Here is a 16,978-nt window from a genome sequence, read left to right as displayed (position 1 = left end):
CGGGCCAGGGGATGGCTCGGCCTGCCCCAAGACCGGCCTGCCTCGGCCCTCCCGGCCTCACGGCGCTTCGGCGCTGTACGAGGCCGGCGTGTCCCGCAACAACCGCGAGATCGACCGGCAAGCCTCCAGCAGCGGCGCCACATACTTGCGCTGCACGTCCTCTTCCTGCCGGAACAGCAAGGTGCTCACGCTGATGCAGGCCACCGGCGCGCCCTGCTTGCCGAAGATCGGCGCGCCAAAGCAGCGGATGCCCGCTTCCTGCTCTTCATCGTCGATGGCCCAGCCCCGCTCGCGATACAGATCCAGCTGCACACGCAGCGCGGCCTCGTTCATCAGCGTCTGCGGCGTGAAGACCTTCCAGGGCTGCGGCAATTCGCGCAGCCATTGCTCGCGCGGCGCCTCGTCCAGAAAGGCCAGATAGGCCTTGCCGACCGAACTTGAATGCATCGCCACGCTGGTGCCCACGCGCGAAGTCATCCGCACCGCCTTCGGGCTTTCCAGCTTTTCGATATAGACCATCTGGTCCGCATTGGGCACCGCCAGGTGCACCGTCTCGCCGGTGACGTCGCGCAAGCGCGTCAGGTCCGCCATCGCCAGCAGGCGCAGATCCGACCGCTTCCAGCTGCGGTTGGCCAGCTGGATCAACCGCGGACCCAGCTCAAGCCGCCCCGACACCACGCTCTCGGCAAGCAGGCCTTCGGCGATCAGCGCATACACCGTGCGATACACGGTAGGGCGCGGATAGCCGGACACCTTGCACAGCTCAGCCACGGTCATCGCCGCATCGCGGTCTGCCACCAGCTGCAGCAGATGCACGAACTTGGAAAACGCGGCGGTGCCCGCCACCTGGGCGGTGGCGGCCCGCGCGGCGGAATCAACTACTGAGCTCGAGGATCGCAAAGCCTATCAACCTCTGATGTACGTCGGACTGCAGAATTAGACACCTGAATCCGCGCGCTGCGCTTTCCGTGATGGTATTGGCTATTGTCGGCGTCCACCAAGCGGCGTCGTGCCCGTTGCGCCCGCGTGTCAGGCCCCGCGGTGGCAAGGAGCCGAAACCCAGACATGTATGCATTTTTAGGCGATACATGGGCGGCATGTATTACCCTTATGTATGTTTTTTTTAAACGACCATCAATCAAAAAATACGTACAACTGGCACCATTCAACAATATGTATGGATTTAGGCGGTAGAATTTGGCTGCTTATAGGGAGCATGGTGTTCACGCTGCCCGCTCCCAACCTCTTTCAGCGTTGCCAATCCTGACGCAAGCACCAGATTCGTGGCCCTCGCGGCGATCGTCCGTCCTTGCCTGGTCCACGAGCAGTCCATGAAGCTGCATAAGCAGCGTTTTGAGGAAATGATGAATTTTTGGGTCCCTGTCGTCTTCGGTACGTTCAAGCTCCTCGTGTTGGGCACCGGCATGTTTCTGGCCATCAAGTCTCACTACGATGGAGAAAAAAAGGAGAAGAAGGAAAAAGAAAAGGAGATGAAGACACCGTAGAGCAGACCTGGCGGCGATCGGCGACGTCCCGATCGAGGGGTTCGATGCCATGGGGTAGCCGCGTCAGGGGCTATCGTCCAAAGAGCCGTCTGCCCCAGGGGACAGCCGACGTCAGGATGTCTCAATGTACCGATCCTGGAGAACCTCAACTCCGACCCGCTGTCTTTCAGACGTGCACGGCATGGACGGCCTGACCGTGTGGCGGCATTGCCACTCGAACCCGTAGAGCGATGAAGAGCGCGGCGAGGATCATCACGCCTCCTGCCGTCACAAAGACGCCGATCACCCCGCCGAATCCGAACACCATGCCACCCAGTGCAGCCCCCGCGGCGATGGACGACTGCACGCACGCAACCACCATACCTCCAGCCGTTTCAGCCTGATCCTGAACCGCTCGCGCGACCCAGTTCGACCATGCCACTGGGACCCCTCCGAACGCGAGCCCCCAAAGCGCGACCACGAGCATCAGCCCCGTCTTGTCCACCGGAAGCAAAATCATGGCCAGGGCGGCGACGCCGACCAGCGCAGGCATCCAGATCAACGTCGCGCGCAGGCTGCGCTCCATCACCCAACCCGCAAGCAAAGTTCCGACAAAGTTGGCGATACCGAAGCCCAACAACATCAAGGACAGATCCTGTACGTTGATATGCGCAACGCTCTCGAGCGCCGGACGTATGTAGGTGAACAGTGCAAACTGACCTGTGTGGGCCAACACGCATCCGGTCATTCCCGCTGCAATGCCAGGACGGCGAAGCAACTGCAGCACCGTCGCGGTCTGCAGCAATTTGCGCGGCGCCATACGGGGCAACGTGAGCACTTGAAAGAGGAGCGTGACGATGCCCACCGCGGCGGCCGCCAGGAAGGCGCTGCGCCAGCCGTAGAGTTCACCCAAGTAGCTGCCGAGTGGCACGGAAACAACCGTGCCCACAGCGATGCCACTGAAGATAATGGAAAGTGCGCGTGGGACTAGCCTGGCCGGAACCAAGCGCATCGCAACCGCGGCCGCCATGCCCCAGAAACCACCCAAGGCAAGGCCCAGAAGGACTCGCATCGCCAACAGCATCGGCAGGCTCGAGGAAAACGCCACCAGCAGATTGGAGGCGATCATCAATACGGTGAATCCAAGCAAGACCAGCCGGCGATCAAGCCCGCGTGTCAGGCGCGGCACCAACAAACCGGCGAACAGCGCGACAACGGCCGTTACGGTGACGGCTTGGCCGGCAAGGGCCTCCGACACCCCAAGATCCGCTGCCATCGGGGTCAGCAGGCTGGCGGGGAGGTATTCCGCGGTGAGCAACCCGAACACGCCCATCGCCAGAGAAAAAACGGCTACCCACGCGGGCGTGTTCACCTCCTGGGCCCCTGCATCCTTCACATCACTTCTCATTTCAAACGACTCCCGAATATCTATCTCAGCCAGGAAGTCTAGGGCCGCATTCCAGGATGATCTATGATAGTAAGTCCTGATTTTTTAACCGAAACACCTGAAATGACAGAAAGCCGCTCCTTTGCTCTGTCGTCCGACCTCATCAGCGAGCTGCTAACAGGCATGCGTTTGCGCGGGGTGCAGTACCGCCGCGTTCAAACGGGTCCATCGTTCGGCTTCGATTTCGACACCAGGCCTGGATACGGATATTTCCACTACCTCGCGGTCGGCAACGCAGTCCTGCGTACGCATGACGGTGCAGTTCATGAACTCACCGCCGGCAGCGCCGTGTTTTTGCCGCAAGGCGGCGGACATAAGCTCCTTTCCGATCCGAACGCCTCTTTCCAACCGATCGACACGTTCGACGTGGCGCCATTGGGCGAGGCTGTCAGTGGGGTCGATACTTGCCCCAGTACACATTCGTCGCCCAGCGCCGTCCTCTTCTACGGCTGCATGGAGTTCGACCTGGGCGGTATGCAGGGACTGGCAAAGCTGATGCCGGATGCCATGGTGGCCGATACGGACGGGACGAAGTATCCCGGCTTGCGCGAGATCCTGGACGCCATGAAGCGTGAGATATGCTCCGGCCGCATCGGCTTCGCTGGCATCCTGGCGCGGCTTGCAGAGGTGGCGGCAGCGATGATCACGCGTGGGTGGATTGAATGCGGTTGCGAGAGCGCTTCCGGACTCGTAGCTGCCTTGCGCGACCCCCGTCTCGCCCGCGCCATCTTGGCGTTGCATCGCTCGCCCGGTAAGGAGTGGACAGTCGCGGAGCTGGCCGCAGAATCGCATGTTTCTCGATCGGTCTTTGCCCAACGCTTTCAGGCGACTCTGGGGGTTCCGCCTCTGCGCTACGCGACAGAACTCAAGATGCGCCTCGCCAACCAATGGCTGACTCAGGACAGGCTGTCGATCGATGCAGTGGCGCATCGTCTGGGCTATACCTCGCAAGCTGCGTTCAGCCGGGCGTTCAAGCGCATCAGCGGCCAATCGCCAGGCGCGACGCGGCGAATGGCGGCATAACCAACACACGCTTCTTCTCATGCCCGATGTAGAAATGGCCGCGCGAGCGGCCATTTCTACTTTCACGAGCGAGATTGCGACAAGAACCAAGTAAATGGCGGTAGAACGATGCTGTTCACGTTGCGACCGATTTTATTCCGCGCGACCGACTTTATTTCTCGTTTTCAACGGCGGAGCATTTCACTCGCGCGTCATTCCACCGTCACGCTCTTGGCCAGGTTTCGCGGCTTGTCCACATCCGTGCCTCGTGCGCAGGCCGTGTGGTACGACAGCAATTGCAGCGGCACCGTGTGCAGAATCGGCGACAGCTTGCCGTAGTGCTCGGGCATGCGGATCACGTGCATGCCTTCGCCGCTCTGGATCTTGCTGTCGGCGTCGGCAAACACGTACAGCTCGCCGCCGCGCGCGCGCACTTCCTGCATGTTGGACTTCAGCTTTTCCAGCAGCTCGTCCTTGGGCGCGATGGTGACGACGGGCATGTGCTCGGTCACCAGGGCCAGCGGGCCGTGCTTGAGTTCGCCGGCCGGATAGGCCTCGGCGTGGATGTAGCTGATTTCCTTGAGCTTGAGCGCGCCTTCCAGCGCAATCGGATAGTGCATGCCGCGGCCCAGGAACAGCGCGTTTTCCTTCGAAGCAAAGCGATCGGCCCAGGCCATGATCTGCGGCTCCAGCGCCAGCACCGATCCTATGGCCACGGGCAGGTGGCGCAGCGCCTTCAGGTGCTCGGCTTCCTGCTCGTCGCTCAGACGGCCGCGCACTTGCGCCAGCGCCAGGGTCAACAGGAACAACGCGGTCAGCTGCGTGGTGAACGCCTTGGTCGAGGCCACGCCGATTTCAACGCCGGCGCGGGTGATGTACGACAGCTTGCACTCGCGCACCATCGCGCTGGTGGACACGTTGCAGATGGTCAGCGTGTTTTCCATGCCCAGCGACCGGGCGTGCTTCAGCGCGGCCAGCGTGTCGGCGGTTTCGCCGGACTGCGAAATCGTGACCACCAGCGAACGCGGATTGGGCACGCTGTCGCGATAGCGGTATTCGCTGGCGATTTCCACGGCCACCGGGATCTTGGCGATGGACTCGATCCAGTACTTGGCGGTCAGGCCGGCGTAGTAGCTGGTGCCGCAGGCCAGGATCAGCAGGGAATCGATGTCCTTGAAGATCTTGTAGGCGTCGTCGCCGAACAGCTCGGGGGTGATGGCCTCGATGTCCTGCAGCGTGTCACCCACGGCGCGCGGCTGCTCGAAGATTTCCTTCTGCATGTAGTGGCGGTAGGGGCCCAGTTCGGCCGCGCCGGTGTGCACGTGCACGGTGTGCACTTCACGATCGACGTTCTTGCCATTGGCATCCACGATCCAGACGCGCGACAGCTGCAGGTCGACCACATCGCCGTCTTCCAGGTAGATGATCTGGTCGGTGGTGCCGGCCAGCGCCAGCGCATCGGAAGCCAGGAAGTTCTCGTTCTGGCCCACGCCCACCACCAGGGGCGAACCCTGGCGGGCGCCGACCACGCGGTGCGGCTCGTCGCGGCAGAACACGGCAATGGCGTAGGCGCCATGCAGGCGGCGCACGGCGTTCTGCACCGCCTCGAACAGGTCACCGGTGTACAGGTGGTTGACCAGGTGCGCGATCACTTCGGTGTCGGTCTGGCTTTCGAAGACGTAGCCCACGGCCTGCAGCTCGGCGCGCAGTTCGTCGTGGTTTTCGATGATGCCGTTGTGCACCAGCGCGATGCGCGGCTCGTCATTGCCCAGGCGCGAGAAGTGCGGGTGGGCGTTGTGCGTGGCCGGCACGCCGTGCGTGGCCCAGCGGGTGTGGGCGATGCCCGTGAAGCCCTGGACGTGGTCCTGGGCCACCTGGTCGGCCAGTTCGGCGACGCGCTGCGTGCTGCGCGTGCGGCGCAGATGGCCGTCGGCGTACACGGCGACGCCGCAGGAGTCATAGCCCCGATATTCCAGCCGCTTGAGGCCTTCAACGAGGATCGGGGTGATGTCGCGCTGGGCGACGGCGCCAACAATGCCGCACATGGGAGAGACTCCTGAAAGTTCGAGTACGGACGCATTGTGCGCGCACCCTAAAGAAATTTGATTTCTTTATCTGCTGATATTTGACAGTTTATTTACTTACCTATTTGTGATTAAATAATATTTCACTAATGTGTTTTTAATGAATTAATTATTCAAAACACCATGCAAAACCCGTCGCTTTCCCTGCCCGAGCTGGACGACCTGGACCTGCGCATCCTGGAACAGCTCCAGGAAGACAGTTCGCTGACCAACCAGGACCTGGCCCTGCGGGTGCACGCGTCGCCCCCGACCTGCCTGCGGCGGGTACGGCGGCTGGTAGAAGAGGGGGTCATCGAGCGCCAGGTGGCCATCCTGGCCGCCGACAAGCTGGGCAGCACGCTGACCGCCATCGTCGAGATCACGCTGGACGTGCAGGCGGCCGAAAGCCTGGACGCCTTCGAACAGACGCTGCTGGTCGAACCGGCCGTGCTGCAATGCTATCGGGTGTCGCCCGGCCCGGATTTCGTGGTGATCGCCCAGGTGAAAGACATGCCCGCCTACCACGCGCTGGCACACCGCGCCTTCACCGCGCACGCCAACGTGCGCAACGTGCGCACGTTCTTCTCGGTGCACCGGGCCAAGTTTGAAACGCGGATCGATCTGCGGCGTTAAACAGAATCCGACGCAATAACGTCCGAATCACTCGTGAATACGCCGTTCTCGGTGCTTGGCAGAAGACAATTGGCGACATTCCGGCGAAAGACGCCAGACGGTCCCGTACGGAGTATTCGTTGCAGAAACATGCCACCCCATATCTCGATATGATTGCGACGCACCTCAATGCCCCTTACGGCCTGGTGGTGCAAACGGCCCACATCATCGCTGCGTTACGTTCCAGCGACCTGTCATCGGTGCCCGGCGATGCTCTCGTGAAAGAGCTACTGGCAGGCATGTTCATCGAATTGGAGCCTGAATGCATCGGCAGAGCCTGCTTCGAAGCGGGTGTCCGACTCGAAGAAGCGGAAGCGTTGTATCAACAAGCCCGTACGGAATTCGGGTTGCCCAAGGCGGTACGCTGGGAAGCCGCGATGGAAGGGGTGCTGTAAAGTGGGTAACCGACTTTCGACGGACCGCCACACCTCGGGATCTGCAATACGCGCAGATGGCCCTTGCACGTCAAAGGCATTCCACCTCTTGACGTCGCACGCCTAACGGCCTGCCCGCGAACCCATCAGCCGCTCGAACTGCGCCAGATACCGATTGCCCATCTTCTGCACGTCGTGCTCGTTGCGCACGTAGTCGTACGCGCGGTCGGTGATTTCCTGGCGGAAAGCCGCGTCATCCAGGCAGCGCGCCATGCCTTGCGCCATGGCGTGGAAGTCGGCCACCGCGCACAACACGCCGCGGCCGTCGGCCAGGCTTTCCTTCAGGCCGCCGGCATCGGTGGACACCACCGGCACACGCTGCAGGAAGGCGTCCAGCACGCTGCTGCCCAGGGCTTCTTCCTCGGAACTCATGACGAACACATCCAGGATGCTGTAGAAGTCTTCGACGCCCTTGCGAAAGCCCGCGAAGCGGTAGACGTCTTCGATCCCCAGCAGTTGCGCCTCGTCGCGCGCCTGCTGTTCACGATCGCCGCCGGCGCCGAAATGCAGGAAGACGAAGTCGCGGCGCGTCTTGGCCAGTTCGCCCACGGCGCGCACCAGCGTCACCGGGTCCTTGTCGCGGATCAGCGCGGCCGACGTGGCCATGACCTTCTTGCCTTCCAGGCCGAATTCGCGCACCAGCGCGGCGACGTTGTCCTGGTTGATCACATGGGGCTCGACGGCGCTGCGGATGATGATCGAGTCCAGCCCCAGCCGGCGCGGCTCGCTGGCAGCCATGTCGCTGATGGCCACGAACAGATCGGTGTGGCGCCACTTGAAGCCGGTCTTCCATTCCTCGCCTGGCTTGACCACGAACGAGGTGCGGCGCGAAAACACCACCGGACGGCGGTGCAGCCACTTGGTCAGCACCGCCCAGGTGATGGTGTTGGCGGTCTGGGCGTGAATGATGTCGTAGCCGCTGCCCTGCGATGCCAGAAAGCGCAACTGCGCCGGCACATTGCGGCAGGTATGCGCCACGAAGCCTTCCTGGCGCACGCGCTCGGCCAGCGGGCCGCCTTCGCGGCACAGCACTTCGACCTGATGGCCGGCATTGCGGAACGCACGCATGCAATACAGCGTCTGGCGTTCGCCGCCGCGCCAACCTTTCTCGAAGTTGAGCTGCAGGATCTTCATGCGCGGCCGATGCCCGAATACTCGAAGCCCAGCGCGCGCACGTCGGCCGGCGTGTAGAGGTTGCGGCCGTCCAGGATCAGCGGCGTCTTGAGCAGCGCCTTGACGCGGTCGAAGTCGGGCGCGCGGAACACCTTCCATTCGGTGGCGATCAGCAGGGCGTCGGCGCCGTCCAGCGCGTCGTACATGTCGGTGGCGAAGCTCACGCCAGGCTGGCCCGCCAGCACGCGGGCAGCCTCGTGCATGGCGACCGGGTCGTACGCGCGCACCGTGGCGCCGCGACGCGTCAGCTCGGCGATGACGGTCAGGCTGGGCGCCTCGCGCATGTCATCGGTATTGGGCTTGAACGACAGGCCCCACAGGGCGAACTTGCGGCCAGTCAGGTCTTCGCCGTAGTGCTGCACCAGCTTTTCGGACAGGCGGAACTTCTGCGCGTGGTTGGCGGCCTCGGCGGCCTCGATGACACGCATCGGCAGGCCATTCTCGGCGGCGGTGTTGACCAGCGCCTGCACATCCTTGGGAAAGCATGAACCGCCGTAGCCCGCGCCGGGGTACAGGAAGTGGTAGCCGATGCGGGGGTCCGCGCCAATGCCGCGGCGCACCTGCTCGACGTCAGCGCCCAGCGCTTCGGCCAGGTTGGCCATTTCGTTCATGAACGAAATGCGGGTGGCCAGCATCGCGTTGGCGGCGTACTTGGTCAGTTCGGCCGAACGCACGTCCATCACCATGAGGCGGTCGTGCGTACGCTGGAACGGCTCGTAGATGCGGCGCATGACGCCGACGGTATAGTCGTCGTCGGCGCCGACGATGACCCGGTCCGGGCTCATGAAGTCGTTGATCGCCGCGCCTTCCTTCAGGAATTCGGGATTGGACGCCACGCTGAACGGCACCTGCACGCCACGCGCGGCCAGTTCCTGTTCGATCACCGCGCGCACCTTGTCGGCGGTGCCGACCGGCACGGTGGACTTGTCCACCACCAGCTTGCGGCTGGTCATGTGACGCGCGATGTTGCGGGCGGCGGCCAGCACGTATTGCAGGTCGGCCGAGCCGTCTTCCCCGGGCGGGGTGCCCACGGCGATGAACTGCACGTCGCCAAAGGCCACGCTCTGGGCCACGTCGTCGGTGAAATGCAGGCGACCGGCCTGCACGTTGCGCCGGACCAGGTCTTCCAGGCCGGGTTCATAGATGGGGATACCGCCTTGGCGCAGCAGGGCGATCTTGGCCGCATCCACGTCCAGGCACATGACATCGTTGCCCATGTCGGCCAGGCACGCTCCCGACACCAACCCCACGTAACCGGTACCCACGACCGTGATCTTCATGCCTGAACGCCTTAAAAATAGGTAATCGTTGCGCCGGGCATTGCAGACCCGGCGCCGGCGGCCATTATAGAAGCCGCCGCGCCGTTGGGTCTTGCCCCCCCTAGGTGACCCGCAGCTTGTTGAAGCGGACCGTGTTCACGACCACCGCCAGGGCGGCGCAGATCGTGCCCAGCACCAGGGCCAGTCCGGGACCGTGCGCGGCGCTGACGCTGAAGGCGATCGCCACCAGCGCGGTGCCGAAGCTCTGGCCGAACACCCGGGTGGTGGCCTGCAGGCCGCCCGCCGCGCCACTGCGCGCACGCGGTGCCGCCGACAGCATGGCGCGGTTGTTCGGGGTCTGGAAAAAGCCGAAACCCACGCCCGCCACGAACATGCCGGCGATGATAGGCACGTTGCCCACGGACGCCGGCAGGGCCGCCAGCCACAGCATGCCGATCACCATGCCGGTTGCCCCCACGCCGCTCAACGTGGCGGCGGAATAGCGGTCGGACAGACGTCCGGCCACCGGCGCGATCAGGGCCGTGCCCACCGGCCAGGCGCCCATCAGCATGCCCACCTCCAGATAAGGCCTGCCCAGCACCTGCTGGAAATAGAACGGCAGCGATACATAGGACGCCATCTGCGCGGCGAACGTGCAGGCCGACGCCCCCACGGCAAAGGCCAATTGACGGATTCGCAGCAGGTCCACCGGCACCAGCGGCGCGGGCTGGCGGCTGGCCCGGCGCACCAGCACCAGGCCGGCCACGACCGAAATCGCCACCAGGCCGATGCCCCGCAGCAAGTCCTGGCCCATCATGTCGATGCCCGAAATGAACACGCCCAGCGTCGCCATGCAGAGCAGGGCGCTCACCCAGTCCAGCCGCACGTCGTTGCGCGGCACTTCGGGCAAATGGCGCAGGCCGAACATCGCCAGCACGCAGATCGGCAGGTTGACCGCGAAAATCCACGGCCACGGCGCCACCGACAGGATGGCCGAGCCGATGGTGGGCCCCAGCACCGACATCACCGCCACCGTGGTGGCGTTGATGCTGATGCCGCGGCCCAGCATTTTCAGGGGATAGATATTGCGCACCAGGCCGCCGAACAGGCACATCAGCGTGGCCGCCCCCACGCCCTGGAATACCCGCGCCAGCGTCAGCTGCAGCAGCGAGCCGGCCAGGGCGCAGCCCAGGGACGCCAGCGTGAACAGCACCAGTCCGAACGTGAACATGCGACGAAAGCCAATGCGCTCGGCCAGCGCCGACAAGGGCAGCAGCATCATCACCACCGCCAGGTTGTAGGCGTTGACCACCCATACCGCCTGCGCGGGCGACGCGTTCAGGTCGGCCGCGATGGTGGGCAGGGCCACATTGGCGATGGTGGTGTCCAGGACCGACAGGCTGATGCCGGTCATGACGGTGGCCGCCGCCCAGTAGCGGCGGGGCACCGGCAGGCCGTCGGGCGCGGCGGGCTTGACGCCGCCGCCCGATGCCTCGGACGCCTGCGGCGTCACGACTTCTTGACCGGCCGTTGCCAACCGTCGATGGTGACCTGCTTAGCGCGCGATACGGTCAGCTTGTCGGCCGGCGCGTCACGGGTCAGGGTGGTGCCGGCGCCCAGGGTCGCACCGCGACCCACGCGCACCGGGGCCACCAGTTGCGTATCCGAGCCGATGAAGGCGTCGTCTTCGATGACGGTGCGGTGCTTGTTCACGCCGTCGTAGTTGCAGGTGATGGTGCCCGCGCCCACGTTGACGCGCGCGCCGATGGTGGCGTCGCCGATGTAGGCCAGGTGATTGGCCTTGCTGTCCGCGCCCAGCACGCTCTTCTTGATCTCGACGAAGTTGCCGACGTGGCTGCGATCACCCAGCTCGGCGCCAGGACGCAGGCGGGCATAGGGGCCCACGCGAGCATCGCCGCCCACCTGGGCCTCTTGCAGATGGCTGTAGGCCTCGATCTGCGTCCCTGCGCCCACGCTCACGTCGCGCAGCACGCAGTGCGGGCCCACGCGCACGCCATCGGCCAGCGTGACCTTGCCTTCGAACACGCAGCCCACGTCAATGAACACGTCGCGGCCGCAGGTCAGCGAGCCGCGCACGTCGAAACGGGCGGGATCCGCCAACGTCACGCCGGCTTCCAGCTGGCGGCGGGCCTGCTCGGCCTGCCAGCGGCGTTCCAGTTCGGCCTGCTGCACGCGGCTGTTCACGCCCAGCGTCTCCCAGGACGCGCCCGGCTGGGCCGCGCCCACCGGCACGCTGTCCACCACGGCCAGCCCCACCACATCGGTCAGGTAGTACTCGCCCTGGGCGTTGTTGTTGTCGATGCGCGAAAGCCAGTCTTTCAGCTTGGCGGTCGGCGCGGCCAGGATGCCGGTGTTGACTTCCTTGATGGCGCGTTCGGCGTCAGACGCATCCTTGTGCTCGACGATGCGGCAGACATTGCCGGCGGCATCGCGCACGATGCGGCCATAGCCGGTGGAATCGGCCAGCACTTCGGTCAGCACCGCGGCGCCTTCGCCGCGCGCGTCCAACAGGCGGCGCAGGGTTTCGGGCTGCACCAGCGGCACATCGCCGTACAGCACCAGCGTCACGTCGTCCTTGCCGTCGCCTTCCCGCAGCAGCGGCACCGCCTGCTGCACCGCATGGCCGGTGCCCTGCTGCGGCTGCTGCAGCGCGAACTGCAGATCGTCCTGGCCGCCGAAGGCCTGTTTGACCCGGTCGGCGCCATGGCCCACCACCACGATCACGCGGGCCGGTTCCAGTTGGCGGGCGCTGTCCAGCACATGGGCCAACATCGGCTTTCCGGCCAGGGTGTGCAGCACTTTGGGAAGGTCGGACTGCATGCGCTTGCCCAGTCCGGCGGCGAGAATCACTACATTAAGCATAAGTTCTGATGTGTTGGAATCGATCGGGGCGGCACCTTGCTGCCCCGAACCGGGATTGAAAAATTCAGGGCTTGCCGTCGGCAGGCCCCGTGTTCTTGGTCGCGCCCTTGGACGCCGCCGGCTTGCGCGCGGCCTTCTTGGCAGGTGACTTCGCAGCGGGCCTGGCGGCCGCCTTGGCCGTGGGTGCGGCCGCAGCCTGCGAACCACCGGCCTTGCCCTTGGGCGCCTTGTCTGCGTCCGTCGCAGCCGGAGTGCCAGGCATCGATGCGGCCGTGGCGGCGGCGATCTGGTTGAACTGCTGCTGCAGCAGATCCCACCACGCCTTGGAGGCCGATTGCGCCGCCGCGCCCATCTGTTCGCTCATGCCAGGCTGGGGCTCCGCGGCCGCGGTGCCCTCCGCCTTGGCATCGGCGACCTTGTCGTCCGCAGCCTTCGCTTCGCTTGCCTTGGCCGGTGCGCTCCTGGCCGCTGCCGGCGCCGGCTTCAGGCCCAGCACCACTTCCAGCGGCGACGCCGCGCCACTGTCACGCAGCGTGCCCAGGTCCATATTGGCTGCCGAATCCACAAACGCGCGCAAGGTGCTGATGGTGGAGCGCTGCACCTCCATGCCCTGGATCGTGCTGGACAGCATCGACAGGTTCATGCGCAGCCAGTTTTCCACTGATCGCAGCTCGGCAATACGGCGGTCCAGGTCTTCCAGGTTCATGGGAGGCGCCATCGGCAGGCTGCTTGCCAACCCGCCCGGGCCGGTCAGCCCAGCCCACGCCTGGCGCATCATTTCCATGCTGGCCAGCAGCGGGTTGCCCGACAGGTCCGAATGTTGGCCCATCCCGGGCAGGACGAACGGATTGCTGTGTTGGTCGCTCATTCCTGGTCTCCCCATAGATCGCAAAGGGGCTGCCGGCCGGGAAGATCACCCCGGCAGCAGCTGATTATTCTCCACTCGCACGTGGTCGCCGGACGCGAAGGCGAACGGCTGGGCGCTGCGGAATTGGCGCGCGCTGCCGTCGTTCATGCGTACCGTGAGCTCGTAGTGCGTCACCGTTTGTTGCTGTCTGATATTACGCTCAACTTCACGGCCTGCCAAAGCGCCGCCCACCGCGCCCAGCACGGTCAGCGCGGTCTTGCCGTTGCCCCCCCCGAACTGGTTGCCCACGACCCCGCCCACGGCGCCCCCGGCGATGGTGCCGACCAGATGATCGCTGTTGTCCTTGACCGGCACCTGCACCTGGCGAATGGTCTCGACCACGCCGCAGGTGTGGCAAGCCTGCGCCGGCGGCTGTGCGGCGGGCGCCGCAGGGCGGGCCTGGGGCTGCGCCTGGGCGACGGGTTGGCGGGGCGCCTGCGCGGGCGCGCCGGGCTGGGCCGGGGCCAGATTCGCGCCCTCGGGGCCGGCTTGGGCCACCGCAGGGTCCTCGGGGTGAGGCGTGGCCGACGGCGTCGGCAGCCAGCCCATCACGGCGGCAACGCCCACCGAGCACATGACGATGACGGCGATGGCGGCGGCCGCGACCAGGGGATGCAGGGCGCGGCGGGAAGATTCGGTCGGGTTCGGATTCATGACGATGCTCCATCGTTGCTAACCGGCAGTGGTATAGCACCCCGACGCGGTTTCGGCATGTTGCGATGGTGACGCTTCATTGCGGCGCCGGCATTGGACAGCCCCCGCCATTCGTGGACAATAGGCGCATGGATTCCATTACCTTGCCCCAGATCGAAGCAGCCATCAACTACTGGCGCAACGTCTCGCCGTCGGTCGGCGACGAATCGCGCCTGTGCCCCGAGGCCGCCGCGCTGGCCGCCCCCTATGCCCTGATGATCATTTCGCACCGCCGCGACATTCCCGCCGCCGAACTCAGCGACAAGGCCCGCGCCGCGCTGGCGGGCTGGGTGGCCGCCGGCGGCAGCGACTAGCCTGCCGGGGGCTGCCGCCCCAGGCGGGCGGTCTGCCCGCCCCTTTGCGGCCACCGTGCCGGTCAACCTTTGAGCAGCGCCTTGATGTCGTGCACCAGGGCGTCCACCCCGATGTTGTTGTTGGCCAGCACCCGCGATTCGCCCTTGCCATCCAGCAGGTAGAACGCCGCGGTGTGGTCCATCGTGTAGTTGCCGTCCTTGGTGGGCGCCTTGGCGTAATACGCCTTGAACGCCGCCGCGGCCTTCTTGACCTGGTCAGGCGTGCCGGTCAAACCCAGAAATCGGGGGTCGAATGCCGTTACGTATTGCTTGAGCACCTCGGGGGTGTCGCGCTCGGGGTCCACGGTGATCAGCAGCACCTGGACGCGTTCAGCGTCGGGCCCCAGTTTCTTCATCACTTCGGTCAGTTCGGCCAGCGACGTCGGGCAGACGTCCGGACACTGCGTGAAGCCGAAGAACACCACCACCACCTTGCCGGCAAAATCCTGCAACTGCCGCGTCTTGCCGTTGTAGTCCGACAGTTCAAGCCCGCGGCCCAGCTGCGTGCCGCTGATGTCGCTGCCCTTGAACGCGGGCGCATTGTCGCCGCAGGCGGCCAGGGCGGCGGTGAAAGCAGCGGCCGTGGCCAGGCGCAAGGCCAGGCGCCGGCTGGCGGAAAATACGGACATCGACAACCTCCAGGGGGTCAGCGCAGCAGGGCGACCCAGTGGTCCACCAGCAGGGCGCCGAACAGCAGCGCCAGGTAGAGAATGGAAAAACGGAACATGCTGCGCGCCAGCTCGTCGCTGTAGGCGCGATACAGACGCCAGGCATAGGACACGAACATGCCGCCCAGCACCAGCGCCGACGCCAGGTACAGCACGCCGCTCATGCGGATCGCGTAGGGCAGCAGCGTGGTGGCAAGCAGCGCAATGCTGTAGAGCAGGATATGCAGGCGGGTGAACTGCTGGCCGTGCGTGACGGGCAGCATCGGCAGGCCGGCCTTGGCGTAATCGTGGTTGCGGTACAGCGCCAGCGCCCAGAAGTGCGGCGGCGTCCAGATGAAGATGATCAGGACCAGCACCCAGGCTTCGGCCGGCACGGAATCGGCCACCGCCGCCCAGCCCAGGGCCGGCGGCATGGCGCCGGACAGGCCACCGATGACGATGTTCTGCGGCGTGCGCGGCTTGAGGATGATGGTGTAGATCACCGCATAGCCCACGAACGTGGCGAATGTCAGCCACATGGTCAGCGGATTGACCAGGGTGTACAGCACGAACATGCCGGCGCCGCCCAGCAAGCCCGACAGGCTCAGCACCTGGAACGCCGAAATGGTGCCGCGCGCCGTCGCGCGCCGCGCCGTGCGCAGCATGCGGGCGTCGACTTCCTGCTCGATCAGGCAATTGATGGCGAACGCGGCCGCGGCCAGCAGCCAGATGCCGATGGTGCCGAACAGCACCCGGCGCATGTCCGGCACGCCGGGGACGGCGAGAAACATGCCAATCACCGCGCAAAACACCGCCAGCTGCGTGACGCGCGGCTTGGTGAGTACGAAGTATTGGCGGAACAATCCGGTTTGGGGAGCGGCAAGACTGGTCATCATGGACCCTATTTTAAACGCGCACCGAATTGGGGCCGTAGCCCCCGGCGGGCGGCTGGCCGGCCGTGGCCAATCGCACCATCAACACCACCGCGGCCAGCGTCAACCCCGCCGCCCCGCCATTGTGCAGCACGGCGATCAAGAGCGGCCACTGGAAGAAAATGGTGGTCAGGCCGGTCAGCAACTGGGCGCCCAGCAGCGCCAGCATCAGCGTCGCCGGCCCGCGCAGCCCGGACTCGGCCCGCAGGCGCCAGGCCAGGATGCCCAGGTAGGCGAACACCACGAAAGCGAAATTACGGTGCACCCAATGGATGGCCGTCAGCGCCGGCTGCGAGATCATTTCGCCGGAGGGCAGCTCGCCCAGGCCCCGGATGATGGAATAGCCGCCATGGAAATCCATGTCCGGCACCCATTTGCCGTGGCACATGGGAAAGTCCATGCAGGCCAGCGCGGCGTAGTTGGTGCTGACCCAGCCGCCCAGGGTCACCTGGATCAGCAGCAGCAGAAAGCCGCCCACCACCCACGGCTTGAAACGCGCGGCCGCAGCCGCCACGGCCAGGTGCGGCCGCTCGCGCGCCGACAGCCAGGTCATCAGCGCCAGCACCGACAGGCCGAACACCAGGTGTGCGGTCACGACGGCGGGCATGAGCTTGTGCGTCACGGTCCAGGCGCCGAATGCCCCCTGCACGCAGACGGCCACCAGCGTCGTCACGGCCAGGGCCGGCGAGCGGCCCAGTTCGCGGCGGTAGCGCCAGGCCATGTAGACGATGGCGATGATCAGCATGCCCAGAATGGTGCCGACGTAGCGGTGGATCATTTCGATCCAGGCCTTGGACAGTGTGACCGGGCCGAACGGCATCGCCTGGGACGCCTGGTGGATGTCGCCCATGGCGCCCAGCGGGGTGACCTTGCCATAGCAGCCGGGCCAGTCCGGGCAACCGAGCCCGGAATCCGTCAGGCGCACGAAGGCGCCGAACATGATCAGGTCCAGCGTCAGGAACCAGGTGAAGAATACGAGCTTGCGATACCGCGCTTTGATGCGTTCCATGGAATTCAACTAAAAACTCA

The 16,978-nt window shown here is 65.2% G+C and carries 17 protein-coding genes; 5 read left to right on the top strand and 12 right to left on the bottom strand.

The annotated features are described in order from the left end of the window. Window positions 1-57: 57 nt before the first annotated feature. Window positions 58-900, bottom strand: coding sequence for an IclR family transcriptional regulator (locus tag ACUDP5_RS01190; RefSeq protein WP_445657974.1), 843 nt, complete (start codon window positions 898-900; stop codon window positions 58-60). A 431-nt stretch (window positions 901-1,331) separates the two neighbouring features. On the opposite strand from ACUDP5_RS01190, the gene ACUDP5_RS01185 reads away from it, so the two are divergent. Beyond that, window positions 1,332-1,505 carry a hypothetical protein gene (locus tag ACUDP5_RS01185; protein WP_263912852.1) on the top strand — a complete coding sequence of 58 codons (174 nt, stop codon included), beginning with the start codon at window positions 1,332-1,334 and terminating at the stop codon, window positions 1,503-1,505. Window positions 1,506-1,671: 166 nt separating this feature from the next. On the opposite strand, the gene ACUDP5_RS01180 is transcribed toward ACUDP5_RS01185, so the two are convergent. After that, entirely contained in the window at window positions 1,672-2,892 is a 1,221-nt protein-coding gene (locus ACUDP5_RS01180) for an MFS transporter (RefSeq protein ID WP_263912914.1), read from the bottom strand. Between the two features lie 63 nt (window positions 2,893-2,955). Here ACUDP5_RS01180 and ACUDP5_RS01175 point away from each other — a divergent pair, with 63 nt between their 5' ends. After that, on the top strand, window positions 2,956-3,954 hold the full coding sequence (locus ACUDP5_RS01175; protein ID WP_263912851.1) for an AraC family transcriptional regulator: 999 nt from the start codon (window positions 2,956-2,958) through the stop codon (window positions 3,952-3,954). 191 nt (window positions 3,955-4,145) lie between these two features. Here the strand turns inward: ACUDP5_RS01175 and glmS are convergent, their stop codons facing one another. After that, on the bottom strand, window positions 4,146-5,978 hold the full coding sequence (gene glmS / locus ACUDP5_RS01170; RefSeq protein ID WP_263912850.1) for a glutamine--fructose-6-phosphate transaminase (isomerizing): 1,833 nt from the start codon (window positions 5,976-5,978) through the stop codon (window positions 4,146-4,148). A 162-nt stretch (window positions 5,979-6,140) separates the two neighbouring features. Between glmS and ACUDP5_RS01165 the strand changes: the two genes are divergently transcribed. Together ACUDP5_RS01165 and ACUDP5_RS01160 are read left to right on the top strand one after the other, a co-directional pair. Then, window positions 6,141-6,629, top strand: coding sequence for an Lrp/AsnC family transcriptional regulator (locus ACUDP5_RS01165; protein ID WP_445657973.1), 489 nt, complete (start codon window positions 6,141-6,143; stop codon window positions 6,627-6,629). Between the two features lie 119 nt (window positions 6,630-6,748). Continuing rightward, complete coding sequence (locus ACUDP5_RS01160; RefSeq protein WP_025139892.1) at window positions 6,749-7,063, top strand: hypothetical protein; 315 nt, start codon at window positions 6,749-6,751, stop codon at window positions 7,061-7,063. A 102-nt stretch (window positions 7,064-7,165) separates the two neighbouring features. Here ACUDP5_RS01160 and ACUDP5_RS01155 read toward each other — a convergent pair whose 3' ends face one another. The 6 genes from ACUDP5_RS01155 to ACUDP5_RS01130 all read right to left on the bottom strand — a co-directional run bounded on the left by ACUDP5_RS01155 (window position 7,166) and on the right by ACUDP5_RS01130 (window position 13,978). Next, entirely contained in the window at window positions 7,166-8,236 is a 1,071-nt protein-coding gene (locus ACUDP5_RS01155) for a glycosyltransferase family 4 protein (RefSeq protein ID WP_445657972.1), read from the bottom strand. Next, the gene (locus ACUDP5_RS01150) at window positions 8,233-9,555 is read right to left on the bottom strand and encodes a UDP-glucose/GDP-mannose dehydrogenase family protein (protein ID WP_263912846.1); all 1,323 of its coding nucleotides are present in this window, start codon (window positions 9,553-9,555) and stop codon (window positions 8,233-8,235) included. The genes ACUDP5_RS01155 and ACUDP5_RS01150 overlap by 4 nt, the downstream gene beginning before the upstream one ends. 100 nt (window positions 9,556-9,655) lie before the next feature. Continuing rightward, on the bottom strand, window positions 9,656-11,047 hold the full coding sequence (locus ACUDP5_RS01145) for an MFS transporter (protein WP_445657971.1): 1,392 nt from the start codon (window positions 11,045-11,047) through the stop codon (window positions 9,656-9,658). Next, on the bottom strand, window positions 11,044-12,417 hold the full coding sequence (gene glmU, locus ACUDP5_RS01140; RefSeq protein WP_263912844.1) for a bifunctional UDP-N-acetylglucosamine diphosphorylase/glucosamine-1-phosphate N-acetyltransferase GlmU: 1,374 nt from the start codon (window positions 12,415-12,417) through the stop codon (window positions 11,044-11,046). Before glmU ends, ACUDP5_RS01145 begins: the two co-directional genes overlap by 4 nt. A 64-nt stretch (window positions 12,418-12,481) precedes the next feature. Continuing rightward, complete coding sequence (locus ACUDP5_RS01135; protein ID WP_445657970.1) at window positions 12,482-13,285, bottom strand: PhaM family polyhydroxyalkanoate granule multifunctional regulatory protein; 804 nt, start codon at window positions 13,283-13,285, stop codon at window positions 12,482-12,484. Between the two features lie 45 nt (window positions 13,286-13,330). Next, on the bottom strand, window positions 13,331-13,978 hold the full coding sequence (locus tag ACUDP5_RS01130; protein WP_263912842.1) for a glycine zipper 2TM domain-containing protein: 648 nt from the start codon (window positions 13,976-13,978) through the stop codon (window positions 13,331-13,333). Between the two features lie 128 nt (window positions 13,979-14,106). Here ACUDP5_RS01130 and ACUDP5_RS01125 point away from each other — a divergent pair, with 128 nt between their 5' ends. After that, entirely contained in the window at window positions 14,107-14,331 is a 225-nt protein-coding gene (locus tag ACUDP5_RS01125) for a DUF3717 domain-containing protein (protein WP_025139899.1), read from the top strand. A gap of 62 nt (window positions 14,332-14,393) precedes the next feature. Here the strand turns inward: ACUDP5_RS01125 and ACUDP5_RS01120 are convergent, their stop codons facing one another. The 3 genes from ACUDP5_RS01120 to ACUDP5_RS01110 are packed head-to-tail and all read right to left on the bottom strand — an operon-like array spanning window position 14,394 to window position 16,958. Continuing rightward, window positions 14,394-14,999, bottom strand: coding sequence for an SCO family protein (locus tag ACUDP5_RS01120; protein ID WP_263912841.1), 606 nt, complete (start codon window positions 14,997-14,999; stop codon window positions 14,394-14,396). A gap of 17 nt (window positions 15,000-15,016) precedes the next feature. Further along, on the bottom strand, window positions 15,017-15,910 hold the full coding sequence (cyoE, locus tag ACUDP5_RS01115; protein WP_263912913.1) for a heme o synthase: 894 nt from the start codon (window positions 15,908-15,910) through the stop codon (window positions 15,017-15,019). A 13-nt stretch (window positions 15,911-15,923) separates the two neighbouring features. Further along, window positions 15,924-16,958, bottom strand: a complete 1,035-nt coding sequence (locus ACUDP5_RS01110; RefSeq protein ID WP_263912840.1) for a COX15/CtaA family protein — start codon at window positions 16,956-16,958, stop codon at window positions 15,924-15,926. Window positions 16,959-16,978: the final 20 nt, after the last annotated feature.

The organism is Achromobacter sp. NCFB-sbj8-Ac1-l, from assembly GCF_052695805.1.
The sequence above is the reverse complement of the archived record's forward strand: the minus strand, read 5'-3'. Positions and strand labels throughout refer to the sequence as shown.